This window comes from Nonomuraea sp. NPDC049028 (assembly GCF_043197735.1).
GTDB lineage: Bacteria > Actinomycetota > Actinomycetes > Streptosporangiales > Streptosporangiaceae > Nonomuraea.
The window spans coordinates 1,045,278-1,063,761 of record NZ_JBICTR010000001.1 but is presented as its reverse complement, the minus strand read 5'-3'; the positions used below and the strand labels follow the sequence as shown (position 1 = coordinate 1,063,761).

The 18,484-nt window shown below is 70.7% G+C and carries 15 protein-coding genes; 2 read left to right on the top strand and 13 right to left on the bottom strand.

The window, feature by feature from the left end; all coding sequences use genetic code 11:
- Positions 1-46 precede the first annotated feature (46 nt).
- Both ACGFJ2_RS04695 and ACGFJ2_RS04690 read left to right on the top strand, forming a co-directional pair.
- Complete coding sequence (locus ACGFJ2_RS04695; protein ID WP_358201256.1) at positions 47-1,003, top strand: hypothetical protein; 957 nt, start codon at positions 47-49, stop codon at positions 1,001-1,003.
- The gene (locus tag ACGFJ2_RS04690; RefSeq protein WP_393464638.1) at positions 1,000-2,103 is read left to right on the top strand and encodes a hypothetical protein; all 1,104 of its coding nucleotides are present in this window, start codon (positions 1,000-1,002) and stop codon (positions 2,101-2,103) included. The genes ACGFJ2_RS04695 and ACGFJ2_RS04690 overlap by 4 nt, the downstream gene beginning before the upstream one ends.
- Here ACGFJ2_RS04690 and ACGFJ2_RS04685 read toward each other — a convergent pair.
- The 13 genes from ACGFJ2_RS04685 to ACGFJ2_RS04625 all read right to left on the bottom strand — a co-directional run bounded on the left by ACGFJ2_RS04685 (position 2,097) and on the right by ACGFJ2_RS04625 (position 18,475).
- Positions 2,097-3,854: a cation:proton antiporter gene (locus tag ACGFJ2_RS04685; protein ID WP_358201248.1), complete on the bottom strand. Its 1,758-nt coding sequence runs from the start codon at positions 3,852-3,854 to the stop codon at positions 2,097-2,099. The two genes, ACGFJ2_RS04690 and ACGFJ2_RS04685, sit on opposite strands and share 7 nt — an antisense overlap.
- 4 nt (positions 3,855-3,858) lie before the next feature.
- Positions 3,859-5,403, bottom strand: a complete 1,545-nt coding sequence (locus ACGFJ2_RS04680; protein WP_358201242.1) for a tryptophan halogenase family protein — start codon at positions 5,401-5,403, stop codon at positions 3,859-3,861.
- 28 nt (positions 5,404-5,431) lie between these two features.
- Entirely contained in the window at positions 5,432-6,181 is a 750-nt protein-coding gene (locus ACGFJ2_RS04675) for an NAD-dependent epimerase/dehydratase family protein (protein ID WP_357959377.1), read from the bottom strand.
- A gap of 9 nt (positions 6,182-6,190) precedes the next feature.
- On the bottom strand, positions 6,191-7,543 hold the full coding sequence (locus ACGFJ2_RS04670; protein ID WP_393464633.1) for an NDP-hexose 2,3-dehydratase family protein: 1,353 nt from the start codon (positions 7,541-7,543) through the stop codon (positions 6,191-6,193).
- 92 nt (positions 7,544-7,635) lie between these two features.
- Positions 7,636-8,874, bottom strand: a complete 1,239-nt coding sequence (locus ACGFJ2_RS04665; RefSeq protein WP_393464630.1) for an FAD-dependent oxidoreductase — start codon at positions 8,872-8,874, stop codon at positions 7,636-7,638.
- A gap of 15 nt (positions 8,875-8,889) precedes the next feature.
- Positions 8,890-10,503, bottom strand: a complete 1,614-nt coding sequence (locus ACGFJ2_RS04660) for an FAD-dependent monooxygenase (RefSeq protein ID WP_358201236.1) — start codon at positions 10,501-10,503, stop codon at positions 8,890-8,892.
- A 102-nt stretch (positions 10,504-10,605) separates the two neighbouring features.
- Complete coding sequence (locus tag ACGFJ2_RS04655) at positions 10,606-11,814, bottom strand: macrolide family glycosyltransferase (RefSeq protein WP_393464627.1); 1,209 nt, start codon at positions 11,812-11,814, stop codon at positions 10,606-10,608.
- 15 nt (positions 11,815-11,829) lie between these two features.
- A complete protein-coding gene (locus tag ACGFJ2_RS04650; protein ID WP_357959364.1) occupies positions 11,830-12,567 on the bottom strand; it encodes a class I SAM-dependent methyltransferase in 738 nt (245 codons plus the stop codon).
- The gene (gene rfbB / locus ACGFJ2_RS04645; RefSeq protein WP_357959361.1) at positions 12,557-13,540 is read right to left on the bottom strand and encodes a dTDP-glucose 4,6-dehydratase; all 984 of its coding nucleotides are present in this window, start codon (positions 13,538-13,540) and stop codon (positions 12,557-12,559) included. Before rfbB ends, ACGFJ2_RS04650 begins: the two co-directional genes overlap by 11 nt.
- A complete protein-coding gene (locus ACGFJ2_RS04640; RefSeq protein ID WP_393464622.1) occupies positions 13,537-14,604 on the bottom strand; it encodes a glucose-1-phosphate thymidylyltransferase in 1,068 nt (355 codons plus the stop codon). The genes rfbB and ACGFJ2_RS04640 overlap by 4 nt, the downstream gene beginning before the upstream one ends.
- 22 nt (positions 14,605-14,626) lie before the next feature.
- Positions 14,627-16,258, bottom strand: coding sequence for an FAD-dependent oxidoreductase (locus tag ACGFJ2_RS04635; protein WP_393464620.1), 1,632 nt, complete (start codon positions 16,256-16,258; stop codon positions 14,627-14,629).
- Positions 16,255-17,295 (bottom strand): Gfo/Idh/MocA family protein, encoded by a 1,041-nt coding sequence (locus tag ACGFJ2_RS04630; RefSeq protein ID WP_393464617.1) that lies wholly within the window; start codon positions 17,293-17,295, stop codon positions 16,255-16,257. The genes ACGFJ2_RS04635 and ACGFJ2_RS04630 overlap by 4 nt, the downstream gene beginning before the upstream one ends.
- Positions 17,282-18,475, bottom strand: coding sequence for a cytochrome P450 (locus tag ACGFJ2_RS04625; protein WP_357959349.1), 1,194 nt, complete (start codon positions 18,473-18,475; stop codon positions 17,282-17,284). Before ACGFJ2_RS04625 ends, ACGFJ2_RS04630 begins: the two co-directional genes overlap by 14 nt.
- Positions 18,476-18,484: the final 9 nt, after the last annotated feature.

The window sequence follows — 18,484 nt, the reverse complement described above, 5'->3', positions numbered from 1 at the left end:
GCAACCAGCGGCAAGCTTTAAACAAAAATTAAATTGAGGAGCTCCCATGGCACTCGCGTATATCGTGGACGGAGGTCTCAACGACAACCCGGGAACCGGCGCCGACCTTTATGAGCGTTTCCCCGCGGTGCGCCGCCTCTACGCTCAGGTACACGAGTGGACGGGGCTGGCGGTCGAAAGGCTCCTCGCCTGGGAGCTCCCCACGCAGCAGGAGTTCCGTCAGGTCGGCGCGATCCGGCAGGCCGCGGTGGTGCTCGGGCTCTGCGACGTACTCGCCGAGCACGGTGTGCGCCCCGATGTCGTGGGCGGCCTCAGCCTCGGCGGCAGGATCAGCGCCTGCATAGCGGGGTCGCTCAGCAGGCGCGGGCTGTTCGGGTTGCTGGCCAGGCTGCGTGACGCGCCACCACCGCCGGGCCCCGCGCAGGGCGTGGCCGCCCTCGTCGTCCCCGCCGACGCGAACGTGGAGGACTACCTCCGAGGCAGACTCGGCGACGGGCTGCACGTCGCCGCCGAGCTCGGCGTGGTCGGCGGGCGTGACCGCATGCTCCTCCTGGCCGGCTACCGGGCGGAGCTCGACGACCTCGCCGCGGGCCTGCCCAAGGGCGCGGTCAGGATTCCGAAGGAGGTCGTGGCCGCCTACCACTCCCCCCTGTCTCAGTATCTCGTCGACTTCCTCGACCCGGCCCTGGACACCGTCCCCTTCGACGACCCGGTCATCCCGCTCTGCTCGTGCATGACGCCCAGGACGCTCACCACGGCGGCCGAAGTGCGGGCGGAGTTCCGGCGCAACCCGATCGAGCGGGTCAGCCTCCCGCAGGTCTTCGCCGGTCTCGAGCGGCACGACACCGAGCTGGCGCTGCTGCTCGGCCCCGCCCAGGTGGACCTGTTCCTGGAGTCCCCCAACGTCCACGTCGTCCATGTGGAGTCAGCCGAGCACGTGGCGGAGGCCCTGACGGCGATCCACGAGTTCGGCGTCCAGCTCTCGCCAGGAGGCGCACGATGAACGAGCTTCCCGAAAACGAGCTCCACGAAAATGAGCTTCCCGAAAACGAGCTCACTGACCGATGGCTCCAGCTCGACCTCGACGAGTGGACGCGGCAGGTGGTCCGCCGCCACTTCGACCCCGAATCCGGCTCGCCCTTCTGGCTCAAGCGGGCGGCCGAGCTGCCCTTCGATCCGTACGACATCACCCGCTACGAGGAGCTGAGAGCCTTCGGCCCCTTCGAGCTGCCCCTGCTCCGCCACCTGGATCCCGCGGATCTGGTGCCGATGGCCGTACCCAGGCCGCTGGTGGGACGCGTGTGGGAGTCCGGCGGCACCACCGGCGACCCCTGCCGGGTCTTCTACACCCCGCGGATGATCACCCATCGGGGAGTGTGGCGGCGCTGGTCCTTCGTCACCGAGGGCTTCCAGCCCGGCCGGTCCTGGGTCCAGGCGACACCGACGGGACCACACCTCATCGGCAACGGCTGGTGGGAGCTGTCGGAGCTGTACGGCTCGCTGGTCTACGGGATCGACCTGGATCCCCGCTGGATCAAGCGGCTGCTGCGGGACGGACGGCTTGATGAGGCCGAGCGTTACACCGGCCACATCGTGGAGCAGATCGCCACCATCCTGCGCACCCAGCGGATCGACCACGTCAACACGACCCCGGCGTTGTTCCAGGCGCTGGCCAGGCGCGAGCCCGAGCTCGTGGCCGCGCTCGGGGGCGTCCGGCTGAGCGGGACGCAGATCACCCCGCAGATGTACCGCTCCTTCCGTGCCGCGCTCGGCGACGGCATCGTCGGGATGAGTTACGGCAACACCTTCGGCAACGCCGCGAGCCTGCCCGCCGAGCGCGATGGCGCGCTCCTGCCGTACGCGCCCAATTACCCGCACGTCACGATGTCGGTGGTGGACAAGGGGGACTGGGAGCGCACCGTCGGGTACGGCGAGCTGGGCCAGGTCATGCTGACCGTGCTCCATGAGGACCTCTTCCTGCCCAACGTGCTGGAGCGCGACCAGGCGCTGCGCTACGAGACGGGCGGGCGCTGGCCGAGCGACGGGGTGGCCAACGTCCGCCCGCTGCAGATCAGCCGCCAGGCGCCCGAGGGGATCTACTGATCCGCGGATTTGTCCGCCGTGGCGCTACGCGGCCAGGCCGCGTAGCGCCGCTGCCCGTAGACCAGCGGGACCGCGGCGGGGCGTAGCACGGTGATCCGGGCCACCCTGCCGACGACGATGGTGTGGTCGCCCATCGGGATGAGCCGGTGCAGGGCGCATTCGGCGGCCGCGTGCGCGTCGTGCCCGGTCAGGACGGGCGTCGACCACAGTTCGCCGGGGCGCCAGTCGACGGCCGTGAAGCGCCCCCCGCCGGCGAACGCCTCGGCCGCCTCCCCGCCCTCGTGGTGCAGCAGGTTGACGGCGAAGGCGCCGCTGTCGCGCAGCGCGGCCAGGGTGCCGCTCCTGTTGTGCACACAGACCAGCAGCAGCGGCGGCTCCAGCGACAGGCTGGACAGCGAGGAACAGGTCAGGCCGTGCGGGACGCCCTTGCCGTCCAGGGTGGTCACGACCGCCACGCCCGTCGGGAACATGCTCATCAGGGCTTTGAGTTCCCGCACGTCCAGGTCCGCGATCGGCACCGCCGGCACCGGCTCGCGCGGGGTCCCGCGCATGAGGCGGCCCAGCAGCGGCCCCGTCAGGGCGGTGGTGATCAGCGCCATCAGGACGAACATGGAGTACATCCCCTTGGTCAGCAGGCCGACCTGCAAGCCCACGCTGAGCACCACGATCTCGGTGAGGCCCCGCGTATTGAGCAGGACCCCGACGATGAGCGCGTCCTTCCTGTGCAGCCCGGCCAGGCGCGAGCCCAGGTAGCCGCCGCCGACCTTCCCCACGATGGCCACCGGCAGGATCAGCCCGAGCCAGGCCAGGCCGCCCGCCGGCAACGCCGTCAGGTCCATCGAGGCACCGGAGACGACGAAGAAGATCGGGATCAGCGCGTTGCCCACGGTCCGCATCGGCGCCAGGATGCGCTCATCGCACGTGCCGTCGTCGCGCCTGGGCAGGATCGCCCCCGCGCACAGCGCGCCGAACACCACGTGCAGGCCCAGCGCCACGCTGCCCACCGCACCGAGCAGCACCAGCGCGGCGGCGGGCCCGGTGTCGAGGTCTCGCAGGAAGCGCCCGACGCGGCCCCGCAGCACCCTGCGGACCACGATCAGGCCGACCAGCATGACGCCGCCCGCTGTCAGCACGGCCGTCCACGAGGACAATCCCGGCTGCGCGAAGGCGGCGGCGATCCCCAGCAGGATCCAGGCGGGCACGTCGGTGGCCGTCGCGCCCGCGATGCCGACCATGGCGGGCACGGTCTCGGTGATGCGCAGGTCCATGAGGATGCGAACGAGCACCGGGATCGCGGTGGTGGCGAGCGCGACCCCGATGAACAGGACGAAGGCGGCGGGATGCGCGCCGGCCGTACTCGAGACCGGGCTCCGGACCAGCAGGACGACGCCCACGCCGAACCCGAGCGCCAAGGGCAGGCCGAACGAGCCGGCCGCGACCCTGGCGATCAGTCCCGCTCGGCCCACCAACGGGCTGGGGTCCAGGCCGTAGGCCAGCGCGCCCAGGTAGAGCGCGAGCCCGATCGAGGCCAGCACGGCCAGGTACGGGGAGATTTCGGCGGGGAGCAGCCAGGTGCGCAGACCCGGAGCGACGCGGCCCAGGGCCACCGGGCCCAGCAGGATCCCCGCGAGAATCTCGCCGAGCACGGGCGGCTGGCCGATGCGGGCGGCGGCCCTGGCCAGGACCGCCGCCGTGACCCAGATCAGGACGAGGGCGACACACAGGTGCTCGAAGGTCTGGTCGGCTGACATCGGCTCATCCGGCCGTCAGCTTCGCGAAGTACTCGTACTGGCTCGGCAGCGCGGCGACCAGCCGCGCGGCCTGCCCCCGCAGCGCGGCGAACTCCCGCCGCGCGCCCGCCGGGTCCAGCAGGTCCAGGACGGGGCGGGGGCTGGGCTTGAGCCCGCCCAGGCCCAGCAGCATGGACGTCCAGGAGTAGGGCTCGAAGCCGTGATAGTACGGCCAGACGCTCTCGGTGTCGGGCAGCCGGTGCTCCCAGGTGGCCAGCCGTTCGGCGAGCCCCTCGGGCAGGTCCCGCTCCTTGGTCGCCTTCCAGTACGGCGTGTCGGCCCGCGCGGCCCCGTAGTAATGGAAGGACAGGAACTCGCGCACCCCGTCCAGGCAGCGCGCTATGAGCCGGTTGTAGTCACGCCGCAGGCCCTCCTCGTGCTCCCCTGCGGGGAAGTGCTTCACGAGTTGCTCTATGCCGTGCTGGATGAAGAAGATCCCCGTGGACTCCAGGGGCTCGACGAACCCGCTCGACAGCCCGATGGCGACGCAGTTGTTCACCCAGGAGTCGCGGTTCCTGCCGATGCGCATCCGGATGTGGTTGGCCTCCAGGTCGCGGGCGGCGGGCCCGGCGAAGTCGCGCAGCGTCCGCTCGGCCTCCTCGGGCGAGCAGTAGTCACTCGCGTAGACGTAGCCCATGCCGAGCCTGTCGTGCAGCGGAATGGTCCAGATCCAGCCGGCGTCCATCGCGGTGGCCGTCGTGTAGGGTCTGATCCCCTCGCGCTCGATGTCGGTGGGTACGCGCAGCGCCACCGCGCGGTCGTTGGGCAGCTCGCGAGCGTAGGAGACGAACGGCTCGCCCAGCGCCTTGTTGATCAGCAGGCCCTGGAAGCCCGTGCAGTCCACGAAGAGATCGCCGTGGATCTCGCCGTGCTCGCGGGTGACCAGGTGGCTGATCCAGCCGCGCTCGTCGAGGCGGGTCTCCAGCACGTCGTCGACCACCCGGCTGATCCCGCGCCCGGTGCCGAGCCGCATGAGGTAGCCGGCCAGCAGGGCCGCGTCGAAATGGTAGGCGTAGGGGAACTGGGTGACCTGCTCGCTCAGCGTGGTGCGCCCCGCCGGGCCCTCGGGGTCGGCGTCCTCGAAAAGGGTGCCGTCCAGGAAGCGCGGCGAGCGCTTGGCGTCGCACAGCGCGGAGATGAGGAAGCACTCCTGGTCGAAGCGGCCGGTCGTACCCAGCCGTTGCCACCATTCGGCGAGGCTGAAGCCGTCGGCGACCCGCAGCCGTTCGAAGGGGTGGTAGAAGTGGTGGCCGGGCTCGCGCCAGTTCTCGAAGCGGATGGCGAGCTTGTAGGTGGCGTTGCAGGCCGGCATCCACTCACGCTCCTCGAGCCCGAGAAACTCGAAGAAGCCGCGGATCGTGCTGAAGGTCGCCTCTCCCACACCGATGGTGGGGACGCGGCCGGATTCCACCAGCGTGACGGAGACCTTGTCGCGCAGGCTCGCCTGGAGATAGGTCGCGGTCATCCAGCCCGCGGTGCCCCCGCCGACGATGACGACTCTTTTCACCATCTTGATCCCTCACTCGAGAATGGGTGACTCATGCCAGCGCGCCGATCGCGGCGGGGATGTACTTGTCGAGGACGGCCCGGTAGTCACGCGTGCTCAGGGCGGCCGGGGCCAGCCGGCGGACCTTCTCGATCGAGATGGGCGCCGCCGAGTGGTTGCCGGCGATCTCCACGACGTCCTTGACCGCGACGCGCCCCATTCGCTCCTCGATGTGCTCGACGACGTACTCCACCGGTACGGCCAGGCCGGAGGCCACGTTGACGACCTCGCGCGAGACGTGGGCGGAGAGCAGGCCGTCCAGGGCGGAGACGACGTCGGCGACGTCGACGAGATCCCGGCGGGCGCCCCGGTAGACGCGCACGGTCCCCGACATGATCTGCCTGACCAGCGCGGGGAGCAGCTGGTGCGGGGGCTGGTCGGCGCCGACGACGTGGGACAGCCGCAGCACCAGGTAGTCGACGCCCGAGGCGTCGAGCACCGCCTCCATCGCCAGCTTGTGCCGGCCGTAGGGCGAGTACGGGTAGACGGGGCTGTCCTCGCGCCCCGAGTCGCCGGGCGGGCCGTACATGGCGGCCGAGGCGGTGGAGAAGAACACCATCCGGTGACGCGCGCGCTTGCAGCGCTGGACGATCTCGTAGAGCTGCGTGGCCTCGCGCAGGAACTCGGCGTCTGAGACGGTGGCCGTGGAGGAGACGCCACTGGCGACGGCCACGACATCGGGGTGCTTGGCGGCGAGCGGGCGCAGGTTGCGGGCGAGGAAGCCGTTTCCGATGATCTGCATCGATCTCTCCTAGCGCCAGGAGCCGAGTGCGGCGAGCGCCACCAGGAGAGTGCGCGCCTGCACGTTGAGGTAGTTGTTGTGCTTGAGCAGGCCGCCGAGCTGGTCCGCGGTCATCCACCGGTAGTCGGGCGGGACCTCCAGCGAGAAGTCGTCTCCGGTCTCGATCAGTGAGTAGCGGCTCTGCGCCCGGTAGAACCGGCCGCCTTCCTCGGAGAGGATCGCCGAGTAGTGAACCCGAGCCTCGTCGGCGTTGAGCACGTAGTCCAGGAACAGCGGCTGCGTCGCGGGGTCACGGTAGTTGTCGGGCACGCACTGCACGGTCGGGGCGAGCTCGACCACGTCCAGGTATCCCGCCTCGACCCGCGCGTGCACCAGCAGGTGCAGCACGCCGTGCACCCGCTTGAGCAGGAAGGCGACCACCCCGCAGCCGTGCGGGGCGATCAGCGGCTGGGTCCAGTGGCTGACCTCCCTGCTGGTCGCCTCGACCGCGACGCCGACGACGCTGAAATACCTGCCGTCCTCATGGCAGATCTCCCCTCCCGACCGGTGCCAGCGGGACACCTCGCGCAGCGGCACGGTCCTGGTGGTGACGTCGTGCAGCGCCTTGGTCTCGGTGAACCAGCTCAGGAGTTCGCCGGAGTCGTGCAGGCCGGCCCCCGGATCGTAGGAGCGCGCCAGCGCCGCCTCGAAGGCGCCCGCCGCGGGCCGCCGAGGCCGCGAGCCCTCCCCGACCAGGCACGACAGTACGGAGCGGGCGTCCATGTTGACGAGGTTGTCGGCCGCCAGCAACGCCCGTGTGTCGTCGAGCGAGAGCCAGCAGAAGTCGTCGTCGACGGGGATGTCCTCGTCGATCTCGATGACCATGTTGCGGTTGCGCTTGCGCAGGAACCAGGCGCCGTGCTCGGACTGCAGGACGTCCACCAGGACGCGACCGCGCCTGGGCTGGGCGAAGTACTCCAAGTAGCGGATGCCGGTGCCCTTGTGCACCCGGGTGTAGTTGCTGCGCGTGGCCTGCACGGTCGGAGAGAGCTGCAGGGTGTTGACGTTGCCCGGCTCCATCTTGGCCTGCATCAGGCAGTGGAGCACCCCGTCGACCCTGCGGACGATGATGCCGAGCAGCCCGATCTCGGGCTGGTTGATGATCGGCTGGTCCCATTCGGCGAAGGCACCGTAGTCGGATCGGACCCGCAGCCCCTCGATCCTGAAGAAGCGCCCGCTGTCATGGACGATGTTTCCCGTGCCCGCCTCGAATCCCCAGCCCTTGAGTTCGGAGAGCGGAATGCGGGAGACGTGAAAGTCGTGAACTCCGCCGCGTTCTTCGAGCCATTCTCGAAAGGGTGTCTTCGAGAATGCGATGGTCATGGATTCGGGAATTCCGGCGGCATCAGCCGTTACCGGCGTGTCGAACATGTTCCCATGTTCGGCAGGTCACATCGAATTCCACTTGAATACCGCTAGCGCGACAATCGCCCGAGCCAGCCGAACATTCTGCTCAGCAGGCCGCCGCCGGACCCCGCGGCCGCCGCCTCGGAGGCACGGACCGCGGCGAAGCCGTACTCGGTCATCCGCCGCTCGTAGTCGCCGATCGCGCCGGCCAACGGCTCGCCGGCGGCCACCGCGCGGGACAGCTCGCGGCACAGCAGCGCGGCGTCCAGCAGCGCGCAGTTGGCCCCCGAGCCCTGGGCCGGGCTCATCGCGTGGATGGCGTCGCCCAGGACGGTGACGTTCGTCGGCGCCCAGGCCTCGATGGGCGTGGAGCTCCTGATGGGGACGTAGAAGGTCTGGTCCACCTCAGCGGCCGCGACGAGCGCCACCAGGTCGGGATGCCAGCCGGTGATCCGCTCCCGCACCAGCTCGTGCAGGCCGGCGCCACCCGCCGCCGACAGTTCGGCGTCGGTGCCGGGCAGCCCGGCCGAGGGCACGGCCAGCGCCCACATCACGTAGTCACCCGCCCAGCTCAGGCTCAGACCAGGCCAGAGCCTCGCGGCCGCCTCGGCCGGATCCTCGCGCAGGCGTACGAGGCCGAGCGCCATGCCGGCGCGCTTCGACCGCACCGACATGAAACCGTCGGTCAGCCGGGGCGGCAGCAGCTTGGCCACGCGATCGTCCAGCCGCGTCTTGCCGTAGACGCACCTGGTGCCCAGGTCCCTGATCTCCAGGTGCGGCAGGTACTGCCGGCGTACCCGGGAGCCGACACCGTCGGCACCCACCAGCAGGTCGCCGACCGCGCTGGTGCCGTCGGCGAACCAGGCGCGCACCCGCTCGCCCTCGTGCTCGTAGTGGGTGAACTCGGCGCCGAAGCGGACCACGTCGTCCAGCCCCGCCAGGAGGACCTGGCGCAGCGTCATCCGGTCGACCGCGGCGCTGAACGTCTTGGGGTCCTCCCCCGCCGACACGCCGTCGAACTGGACGGCGTGCAGCTCCCGCAGCCGCTCGTCCACGATCGTGACCCGGCTGCTGGGCAGCCCGGCCGTAGCGACGAACAGCTCGTACAGCCGGGGCGGCAGGCACTCGTGCAGCCCGCCCGCGCCCCGGGAGTCCAGGTGGATGCGGTAGCCCTGTGGACGGTGGTCCAGCGAGGGGTCGCGCTCATAGAGCGCCACCTCGATCCCGGCGGCGCGCAGCCCGTGGGCCGCGCATAAGCCGCCGAGGCCGCCTCCGATGATCACGACCTGTGGCGGCGCTTCCGGCATCGGCACGCACTCCTGTCACTGGTGGACGGGGTCGGACGCGAGACCCGAATGATCATAACGAGGTTCGCCACAGGAGAGAGTCTTTGTCATGATTTCCTGCAAAGTGGCGTTCGGGTCCGCGGCGGGCCCCGCGGCGCGCCAGGCCACGAACGCGTCCGGCCGGACCAGCGCGCAGCCGCCGTCGCCGATGCCGTAGGCGGCGGTGACCGCGGCGTCGACCTCCACGGCACGCAGCGGCACGGACAGTTCCTTGGCCACCCGCGTCGCCGCGTCCGCCCACGCCGCACCGCCCGGTCCCGTGAGCAGGACGAACCCGTCGGAGAACAGGTCGAGTGTGGAGAAGGGCTCGGCGCCGCGCCGCAGCCACACGTGCGGGGCTCTCGTACCCGGCTCGCCGTTCAGCTCCAAGCTGGGTGACAGCGGCTCGGTCTCGACACCGCCGGGGACCGCGGTGGAGGCGTACCGGTAGCCGAGGGTGACGATGATGTCGTCCACGAGCCGGTCGCCGGGCAGTGCGCGGCCGTGCCTGATACGGAAGCGGACCATCGCCTGCTCGGCCATGGCCGTGCCCAGCGGTCTGCGCTCGGCGTCGTAGGTGTCCAGCAGCCCGGGGCCCGCCCAGCCCTGCAGGACGGCCGCGAGCTTCCAGGCCAGGTTGTGCGCGTCGTGGATGCCGGTGTTGGCACCGAAACCGCCGGCGGGCGGATGGACGTGGGCCGCGTCCCCGGCCAGGAACACCCGCCCCGTGCCGAAGCGCTCCGCGATCCGCTGCGCGCCCTCCCAGGGGACCCGGTCAACCACCTCGACCGCCAGATCGGGGCGGCCCGACACCTCCCGGAGCAGCGCCACGCAGCGCTCAGGGGTGAAGTCGGCGACCGACTCACCCGCTTCGGGATCGTAGATGGCGGCCGCCACCCACGGGTCGCAGCCGTGCAGCCGCGACAGCGCGACGGGCGTGGTGGAGGCGGTGGTGTAGCAGAGAATGAACCTGCGGCCGCCCATGAGCCCTTCCAGTTCCGGCGCCCGGAAGTAGATGCTCAGCGCGTTGAACACCGCGCCTCTGCCTCGGGTCTCCAGGCCGAGTGCCGCGCGGACGTCGCTGCGCGAGCCGTCGGCGCCCACGAGGTAGCGCGTGCGTACCTGATAGCGCTCCTCGGCGTTCTGGAGGGTGACCAGGACGCCGTCCTCGTCCTGCTCGAACCCGACGAGCCTGGTGCCGAACCGAGCCTCGGCGCCCTGCTCCCTGGCCGCGGCCAGCAGCACGGTCTCGTAGCGGTCCTGGCCGCAGCCCATGGCGGTGACCGGGCTGATGGTCTCGCCGTACAAGGTGGGGGCCTCGATGACCTGGGCGTCGGCGATCTCCGCGAGCGTGCGGGTGCGCAGGATGCCGCCCTCGAAATAGGCGAGGGAGTCGTCCATCTCCAGCGCGCGGATGCCGGGCTCGAGGCCGGCCGCGCGGAAGATCTCCATGGTCCTGGCCTGAATGCCCGGGGCTCGGGGGAGCACGGACGTGCCGGGACGCTTCTCCACGAGCAGGGGTCTGATGCCGTGGCGGCTCAGGAAGACCGTGGCCGCGAGCCCGACGGGGCCCGCCCCCGCGATCAGTACGGGAACGCTCTCAACGCGCATCGTTGTCCTCTCTCCGCGGTGCGGCGGTGGCCGGCGGGCGCACGCGCGCGTGCTGCCTCATCTGGCGCTCGATCTCGGGCGGGCGCACGCGCGCGTGACGCCTCATCTGGCGGTCAGTCTCATCGGCCGCAGCCGGCGCTGGATCTCGTCGGCCGCCCGCGGCGCGCCGCCCGCCTCGTGCAGGGACGCGCCGACCCTGGCCGCGGCCTCGGCGTAGGAGGGCCGCGCCATGACGGCGGCGGCGGCACGGCGCAGGGAGCGCGCGTCGAGCCGCCGGTTCGTCAGTACCCGTCCCGCGCCGAGCCTGGCCACTCTCCTGGCCATCCACGGCTGGTCGGCGTCCTGCGGGATCACCACCATGGGTACGCCGAAGGACAGGGCCTCGTACACGCTGTTGGTGCCGCCGTGGGTGATGAACAGCGAGGCGTGCCGCAACAGCTCGACCTGGGGGACGAACGCCTCGACCCTGATGTTGTCCGGGATCGCCCCGAGGTCCCAGGACGCGATCGAGCGGCCGGCCGAGATGACGACCTGCAGATCCTGGTCGCCGAAGGCCTCGATACAGGTCCGGTAGAACTCGGGGCGATCGTTGAAGACGGTGCCCAGCGAGACGTAGACCAGCGGCCTGCCGTCCAGCCAGTCGGTGGGGAAGGAGAACTCGGGCCTGGCCTGGAGAGCGGGCCCGACGAACACGAAGCGGTCCTCGGGCAGCGCGGCCGCGTAGGGTTGGAACATCCTGGAGCTGTAGACGATGTTGAGCGGTCCCGGGTTGGTGAAGACCCGGAAGTCGTGCGGCTGATCGACGCCGTAGTCACGCCGGATGCTCCTGGCCAGCATCCGGTTGCGTACGACCTGTCCAGGGTTGGCCACCCGGCAGGCGAAGATCCGCAGCACCTCCAGCGGCAGCGCGTAGGCCATTCGCCGGTTGACCAGCAGGATCGGCACCGAGCATGCGGCCGGGACGCCGAGGATGCTCGCCATGTGGCCGCCCCACGTGCTGAGGATGTCGTAGACGATGTAGTCGAGTTCGAGCGCGCGGACCTCTTTCAGCGTGTGCTCGAGCACCCACCGGCCCAGGCTCAGGAAGGCGTTGATCTGGCGAAGCGGGTTACCGTCGCCGCCCAGGCCCTCCAGCGGCATGTCGTCGCCGTAGGTGTGGAAGACGGCGCCGGTCGCTTCGATCGCCGGCCTGAAGTAGTCCAGCGCGAAGTAGTGCACCACCTCCCCGCGCCTGACCAGCTCGGCGACGACCGGGAGTGAGGGGATGATGTGCCCGTAGCCGGGGAAGGCCAGGAAAGCTGCGGTTGCCATGGGACTCCGTGACGGTCAGGGGCGGCAGACGAAGCCCATGAAGTAGCGCTCGACCTTGACGTCCAGGACCTCGGAGAACTCCTCGGCCAGGATCTTCTCGACCTCCGCGCTGCGCAGGAGCTGCGTACGGTAGGAGCCGGTGCGCACCCGCCCGCCCGTGGCGCGGATCAGCAGGGCGGTGCTCAAGAACAGGGCGGTCCTGCCGAAGTGCTCGAGCGCGCCGTACCTCTTGCGCTGGAACTCGTGGAAGTGGTCGGCGATCCACACGTTGCCGACGAAGGTCCCGCCGGGCTCTACAAAGGTCTTCAACCTGCGCAGCACCTGCCGCACGTCACCGAGATGGTGGATGGCGTCGATGCACAGCACCAGGTCGGCCGGCTTGAGCCCGTTGTCCTTCCAGAAGTCGCCGAGCAAGAGCTGGAGCGCGTCGTGCTTGACCCGCTCCCGGGCCAGCTCGAGGCCCTGGGCCGAGATGTCCAGCGCGGTGATCTCGCGCACCTTCGTCCGCTCGGCGACCAGACGGGTGAACTCGCCGGTGCCGCAGGCGAACTCAAGCGCCCGCTCCGCCTCCGCACCATATGTCGACAGATAACCGGCGATCGTGTCCTTCTGCAGCAGGAACTCGTCGGCCAGGATGCTGTGCCGCTCGGCCGAGTCCCTGTCCCAGAACCTCGCCGCCCAGTAGTCCCTGCCGTCCGGCGGGACCCCCTTCAGTACCGCCCGGCCCGTCTCTGCCATGAACTCAGCGAGCATGTGCCAACCGCTCCTCTCGTGTGTCCCACCACTGGTGGTTGTCCGCGTACCAGCGCACGACCTCGGCCAGGCCCGCGTCGAAGTCGATGCCGGGGGTGAAGCCGAGCTCCTCGTGGATCTTCGTGGCGTCGACCGAATACCTCAGGTCGTGCCCCTTGCGGTCGGTGACGGCCCGCACCCGGCTCCAGTCGGCTCCGCAGAGGTCGAGCAGTTTGGCGGTCAGCTCCCTGTTGGTGAGCTCGACGCCGCCGCCGACGTTGTAGATCTCACCGGCGCGGCCCCGCTCGAGTACGAGCTGGACAGCCCGGCAGTGGTCGTCCACGTGCAGCCACTCGCGCACGTTCCGGCCGTCTCCGTAGAGCGGGACGTCCCGCCCGTCCAGCAGCCGGGTAACGAACAGCGGAATGACCTTCTCGACGAACTGGTGCGTGCCGTAGTTGTTGGAGCATCGCGTGATGGACACGTCCAGGCCATGGGTCCTGAAGGCGGCCCTGGCCATCATGTCGGCGGCGGCCTTGGACGCCGCGTAGGGGCTGTTGGGCTCCAGCAGATGGTCCTCGCGCCAGGATCCCTCGGCGATCGAGCCGTACACCTCGTCGGTGGAGACGTGCACGACCTTGGCGACCCCCGCGGCCAGGCAGCAGTGCAGCAGAGTCTGGGTTCCGGCCACGTTGGTGCGCACGAACTCCGAGGCGGCGACGAGCGACCTGTCCACATGCGACTCCGCGGCGAAGTGGACCACCGCGTCGTGCCCCGGGAGCAGGTCGAGCAGCAGGCCCTCGTCGCAGACATCGCCGCGCACGAACGTCAGGCTCGGGTGATCCATGGGCAGGTTGGCGGTGTCGCCGGCGTAGGTCAGCTTGTCCAGCACGGTGACGCGGGCGCCCTCGTAGCCGGCGCGGTCTCCCCGCAGCAGGCTCCTGACGTAGTGGCTCCCGATGAAGCCGGCACCGCCGGTGACCAGGATGTTCACGTCGCCAGTTCCGCGTAGGTGTGGTCGCCGACGATCAGGCGGTGCCGCCGGGGGTCGGCGGGCGAGGGGACGACGGTCGACGATCTGCCGATGACCGACGCGTGGATCCCATGCACGCCCCTGACCGAGGTGCCGTCCAGGACGATCGAGTTCCTGATCCCGGCGTCGTGTACGGCGCAGCCGGAGCCGAGCGCGGTGTGCGGGCCGATCACGCTGTCCTCGATCACGCTGTCCGCGCCGATGATGACCGGACCCTCGATCTTGGACCTGCGGATCCGTACGCCGCGCTCCACCACCACCTGGCCCGACAGGCGGCTGCGCGCATCGATCTCACCGGCCAGGCTGCCCTCCAGGCCGTCGAGCAGGGCCCGGTTGCACTCCAGCAGGTCCTCGATCTGGCCCGTGTCGCGCCAGAAGCCGGAGAACACCTGGGCGCGGACCTTTCTGCCCCGCTCGACCAGCCACTGGATGGCGTCGGTGATCTCCCACTCGTTGCGCCGGCCCATGCCGATGCTCTGGACGGCCTCGTGGACGGCCGGGGTGAACAAGTAGACGCCCATCAGCGCCAGGTCGCTCTTGGGTCGCTGCGGCTTCTCCTCCAGGCCGACGACCGTGCCGTTGGCGTCGATCTCGGCGATGCCGCACGCCGATGGGTCGGTGACCTTGGTCACGATGACCTGGGCCGCCGGGCGATGCTCATGGAACTCCTCCACGAAGTCGGAGATCTCCCCGAGCAGCACGTTGTCGCCGAGGTACATGACGAAGTCGTCGTCACCGAGGAAGTCACGTGAGATGAGGACGCAGTGGGCCAGGCCCAGCGGCTCGCTCTGCGAGATGTAGGTGATGCGCAGGCCCAAGCGCGAGCCGTCGCCCACCTCCGCGCGGATCTGTTGGCCGCGGTCGCCTACGACGATTCCCACGTCGGTTATCCCGGCCCTGCGAATGTTCTCCAGACCGTGGTAGACGACAGGCTTGTTGGCGATCGGCACGAGCTGTTTAGGCATCGAGTGGCTGAGGGGACGCAATCGCGTCCCAATCCCGCCTGCCAGGATCAGAGCCTTCATAGGTGAATTGGTATCCCGTCGATCACGACTGTCGTTTGAGGATCGCTGGAGCCCGGCAGGTGACGCGCGCGAGCACGTCGGCGATCACCGCCTCGGCGGCACCCTCACCGCCGCCGTCCGCCGGTGCCCGCCAGGCGACGAAGCCGTCGGGGCGGACGAGCAGCGCGCCGGACTCGGTCACGCCGTGCGCCGCCGCCCACTGCCCGGGATCCGCCTCCAGGTCGGTGCCGACGAGGTAGACGTCGACGTCATGGGCGCGCGCCACGCGGGCCCACGCCTCCCCCCGGGGCCCCGCGAGCAGGACGTGGCGCGGGCCGTACAGGTCCAGGGTGGAGATCTCGTGCCCGGCCCGGCGCACCGCCAGGTGCGGCGCGCGCGTGCCCGGTGCGCCGGTCAGCTCCCTGGGCGGCACGGCGGCCGGGCCGCCGGGGTCGGCTCCGCAGATCACGCCTGACAGGTAGCGGTAGCCGAACACGACGGCGTCGTACTCCACCGGCTCGGCCCCGTGCTCCACCTGGACGCCGGACCGCTGGCGGAGCTGCAGCAGCGCCTGCCCGAGGGTGAACTCGGCCACCGGGCGCCGCTCGTCCTCATAGCTGTCCAGCAGGGCGGGACCCGCCTGCCCGGACAGCACGGCGTGCAGCTTCCAGGCCAGGTTGTGCGCGTCCTGGATACCGGTGCCCGCGCCGAAGGCCCCCGTGGGCGGCATGACGTGCGCCGCGTCGCCCGCGAGGAAGACGCGGCCGTCGCGGAACCGCTTCGCCACCTGCGCCGCGATCTTGTAGGTCAGGACCTTGACGCCGTTGGCGAGCTGGGGGACGAGGGTGACCTCCAGCTCGGGCACGCCGATCGCGGTCCGTACGAGCTCGACGCAGGCGGCGTCGTCGGGCTGCCCCGTGCCGGGGGTGTTGAAGACCCAGCGATTGTCGGTGCCGTGCGGGAACAGGACGGTGCCCTCGGCGGGGACGGTGAAGTGGCAGGAGGCGATGAACGTCTCGCGTGCCGGATCGTGCCTGCCGCGCAGGGGTACGGTCAAGTCCGCGTCGAAGACCATGCTGAGGACCTCGGAGATCGTTCCTGGTCCTTCGACCTCGATGCCCGTGAGCGCGCGCACCGTGCTGTGGTGGCCGTCGGCACCGACGAGGTAGCGCGCCCGCACCTCGCGCTCACGCCCGCTCGCCAGGTCCTCGAGCGTGGCGGTCACCCCGTCGTCATCCTGGGTGAAGCCGGTCAGAGCGGTGCCGAACCTCAGGTCGGCACCGAGCTCGGCGGCGCGGGCGCGCAGCAGGATCTCCAGCCGATCCTGATCGATCATGCCCCAGCCGCTGGGGCTGACCTGCTCTCCCCCGGCCGCGTCGGTGGGCGGCCGCTGCTCGGTGCGCCGCAGCTCGGCCCCGGCGAGGGTCTCCACCTTGAGCATGGCCACGGACGCCATCTCGCCGACGTAGGTACGGGCGGCCAGCACCTCGTTCTCGATTCCGGCCTGACGGAGCAACTCGGCGGTGCGCGGGTTGATCGTCCGGGCTCGGGGGTGGATCAGCGTGCCCTCGTGCCGTTCGGCGAGCGTCACCGCCACCCCGCGCTGGGCGAGGAAGACCGCGCAGGCCAGCCCGGCGGGACCGCCTCCCACGATCAGCACCTCGGGTTCGGTCATGGCCGTCTCCCATCCGGTCGCGCGGGTGTCTGGCATTGAGGAGGTACGACATGGGCCTGCCGTTTGATCGATTCCAGCAGCGCCGCCTGGCGGACCGCGGCGGCACCGTGCTCCTCATGCTTCACCGGATCGGCGCAGGCCCCGGCGAACGCGGTGAGCGCGCCGAGGAACTGGTCGGCGGCGGGCAGCACGTGTTCCTCCCGCACGCCGGCCCGCTCCAGCCTGAGCACCGGGCGCGCCTCGGGCGGCGGGGTGAACGCCCAGTCCAGCGAGATGCGGCCCGCACTTCCCCAGATCGCGTAGGTGCAGCGGTAGAGGTGGGTGAAGCCGAAGTCACACTGGGCGGTGACGCCCTGCCCGTCGACCAGCAGCGCCGAGCCCGCGACGTCCACACCGGTCCGCGGGTCATGCCGCAGGACGGCGCCGGCCACCTCGGCGTCGGGACCGAGGAAGAGCTGCGCGGCGCGCACGGTGTAGGTGCCGGTCTCCAGGAGCGCCCCGCCGCCCAGCTCGGGGTCGTACCTGATGAGCGAGAGGTCGGCGGGCGGGATGCCGAAGGAGGCGCTGAAAGCACGCGGCGTCCCGATGGCGCCCTCGGCCACCAGTTCGCGGACCCGGTCGTGCTGGCCGTGGTGGAGGAAGGTGAAGTTCTCCATGAAGGCCAGGCCGCCGTCCGCGGCGGTCCGCGCCAACGCGGCCGCGCCGGCCGCGTCGGCGTTGAGCGACTTCTCCACCAGGACGTGCTTGCCCGCCCGCAGCGCGGTGGCGGCCCACTGCTCGTGCAGCGCGTTCGGCAGCGGTATGTAGACCGCTTCCACGTCGTCGCGTTCCAGCAGCCGCTCGTAGCCGGTCACAGGCTCGCAGCCGAACCTGCCGGCGAAGGCCGCCGCCCGCTCCGGCGCGCGGCTGGCCACGGCGACCAGCCGGAGCCGGTCGCAGCGCTGGATCGCGGGGATGGTACGCCGCCAGGCGATGTCGGCCGCGCCGAGCACACCGATGCCCAGCGGCCTTCCCGTGTCCGGGTTACCAGGAGACATGGAGGCTGAGCGGTCGGGGGAAGGCGGTGGCGGTCAGCCACTCGATCCCGTCCTCTTGGTCGTCGAGCGCCAGTGTCGGCAGCCGCCGTACGAGCTCTTCCAGCAGGACCCGCAGCTCCACCCGGGCGAGCTGAGCGCCGAGGCAGTAGTGCATGCCGGCGCCGAAGGCCAGGTGCGGATTGTCGGCGCGCTCCAGGTCGAGGGTGCCCGCGTCGGGAAAGACCTTCTCATCCCTGTTCGCCGAGGTGAAGAGCGGGATGACCGGGTCACCCGCCGGGATGCGGACGCCGCCCAGCTCGACGTCCTCCGTCGCGATCCTGAGCGCCCCGAACCCACTGGCGATCTGGGAGTAACGCAGCAGTTCCTCCACGGCCCGCTCGGCGAGCTCGGGCCTGGCAACCAGCATCGCGTACCGCTCGGGCCGGGAGAGGAGCTGGAGCAGGGAGTGGGCGATCGCGCTGGTCGTGGTGTGGTAGCCGGCGACGAGGAGCGTCATGCCGAAGGTGATCAGCTCCTCCTCGCTCAGCCGGTCGCCCTCCTCGTAAGCGGAGACCAGGGTGGTCAGGACGTCGTCACCGGGGTTCACCCGCTTGTCCTCGATGAGGCCCGCCAGGTAGACCGCCAGGTTCATCCCGGCTTCGGCGGTCTCCTCGGCGCTCACCTCGGGTCCGGGCACGCTGAGCAGCCGGTCGCTCCAGGCGCGGAAGCGCTCCTGGTCGTCCACCGGCACGCCGAGCAGTTCGCAGATCACGGTGACCGGCAGGGGCAGCGCGAGCGCCGCCACGGCGTCGGCCGTGGTGCCCCAGGCCGTCATCGCGTCGACGAGATCCCCGGCGATCTCCGTCACACGCGGGCGCAGAGCGTCGGTGCGGCGGCGGCTGAAGCCCTGGGCGACCAGCCGCCGCAGCCGCGTGTGCGCGGGCGGGTCCAGGTTGACGATCGACCTGGACCCGCGCGCGATCGGCAGCAGCCTGGGCGCCTCGGGCGCGGTGGCCAGCTCCTTGCTGAACCGGGGATCGCCGCAGACCGCCCGCACGTCCTCATGACGCGTGACCAGCCACCCGCGATGCCCGGTCGGCAGGGTGACCCTGGCGACGGGTTCCGTCTCCCGCAGCTCCGCGTATTCGGGAACGGGCTCGCCGGGGTCGGCGGTGACGAACGGGAAGAGCCTGTCGTGCATGGGCACTCC

Coding starts and splice junctions, on each gene's coding strand:
- ACGFJ2_RS04695 (WP_358201256.1), top strand. CDS start 47: ATGGCACTCGCGTATATCGTGGACGGAGGTCTCAACGACAACCCGGGA.
- ACGFJ2_RS04690 (WP_393464638.1), top strand. CDS start 1,000: ATGAACGAGCTTCCCGAAAACGAGCTCCACGAAAATGAGCTTCCCGAA.
- ACGFJ2_RS04685 (WP_358201248.1), bottom strand. CDS start 3,854: ATGTCAGCCGACCAGACCTTCGAGCACCTGTGTGTCGCCCTCGTCCTG.
- ACGFJ2_RS04680 (WP_358201242.1), bottom strand. CDS start 5,403: ATGGTGAAAAGAGTCGTCATCGTCGGCGGGGGCACCGCGGGCTGGATG.
- ACGFJ2_RS04675 (WP_357959377.1), bottom strand. CDS start 6,181: ATGCAGATCATCGGAAACGGCTTCCTCGCCCGCAACCTGCGCCCGCTC.
- ACGFJ2_RS04670 (WP_393464633.1), bottom strand. CDS start 7,543: ATGACCATCGCATTCTCGAAGACACCCTTTCGAGAATGGCTCGAAGAA.
- ACGFJ2_RS04665 (WP_393464630.1), bottom strand. CDS start 8,874: ATGCCGGAAGCGCCGCCACAGGTCGTGATCATCGGAGGCGGCCTCGGC.
- ACGFJ2_RS04660 (WP_358201236.1), bottom strand. CDS start 10,503: ATGCGCGTTGAGAGCGTTCCCGTACTGATCGCGGGGGCGGGCCCCGTC.
- ACGFJ2_RS04655 (WP_393464627.1), bottom strand. CDS start 11,814: ATGGCAACCGCAGCTTTCCTGGCCTTCCCCGGCTACGGGCACATCATC.
- ACGFJ2_RS04650 (WP_357959364.1), bottom strand. CDS start 12,567: ATGCTCGCTGAGTTCATGGCAGAGACGGGCCGGGCGGTACTGAAGGGG.
- ACGFJ2_RS04640 (WP_393464622.1), bottom strand. CDS start 14,604: ATGAAGGCTCTGATCCTGGCAGGCGGGATTGGGACGCGATTGCGTCCC.
- ACGFJ2_RS04635 (WP_393464620.1), bottom strand. CDS start 16,258: ATGACCGAACCCGAGGTGCTGATCGTGGGAGGCGGTCCCGCCGGGCTG.
- ACGFJ2_RS04630 (WP_393464617.1), bottom strand. CDS start 17,295: ATGTCTCCTGGTAACCCGGACACGGGAAGGCCGCTGGGCATCGGTGTG.
- ACGFJ2_RS04625 (WP_357959349.1), bottom strand. CDS start 18,475: ATGCACGACAGGCTCTTCCCGTTCGTCACCGCCGACCCCGGCGAGCCC.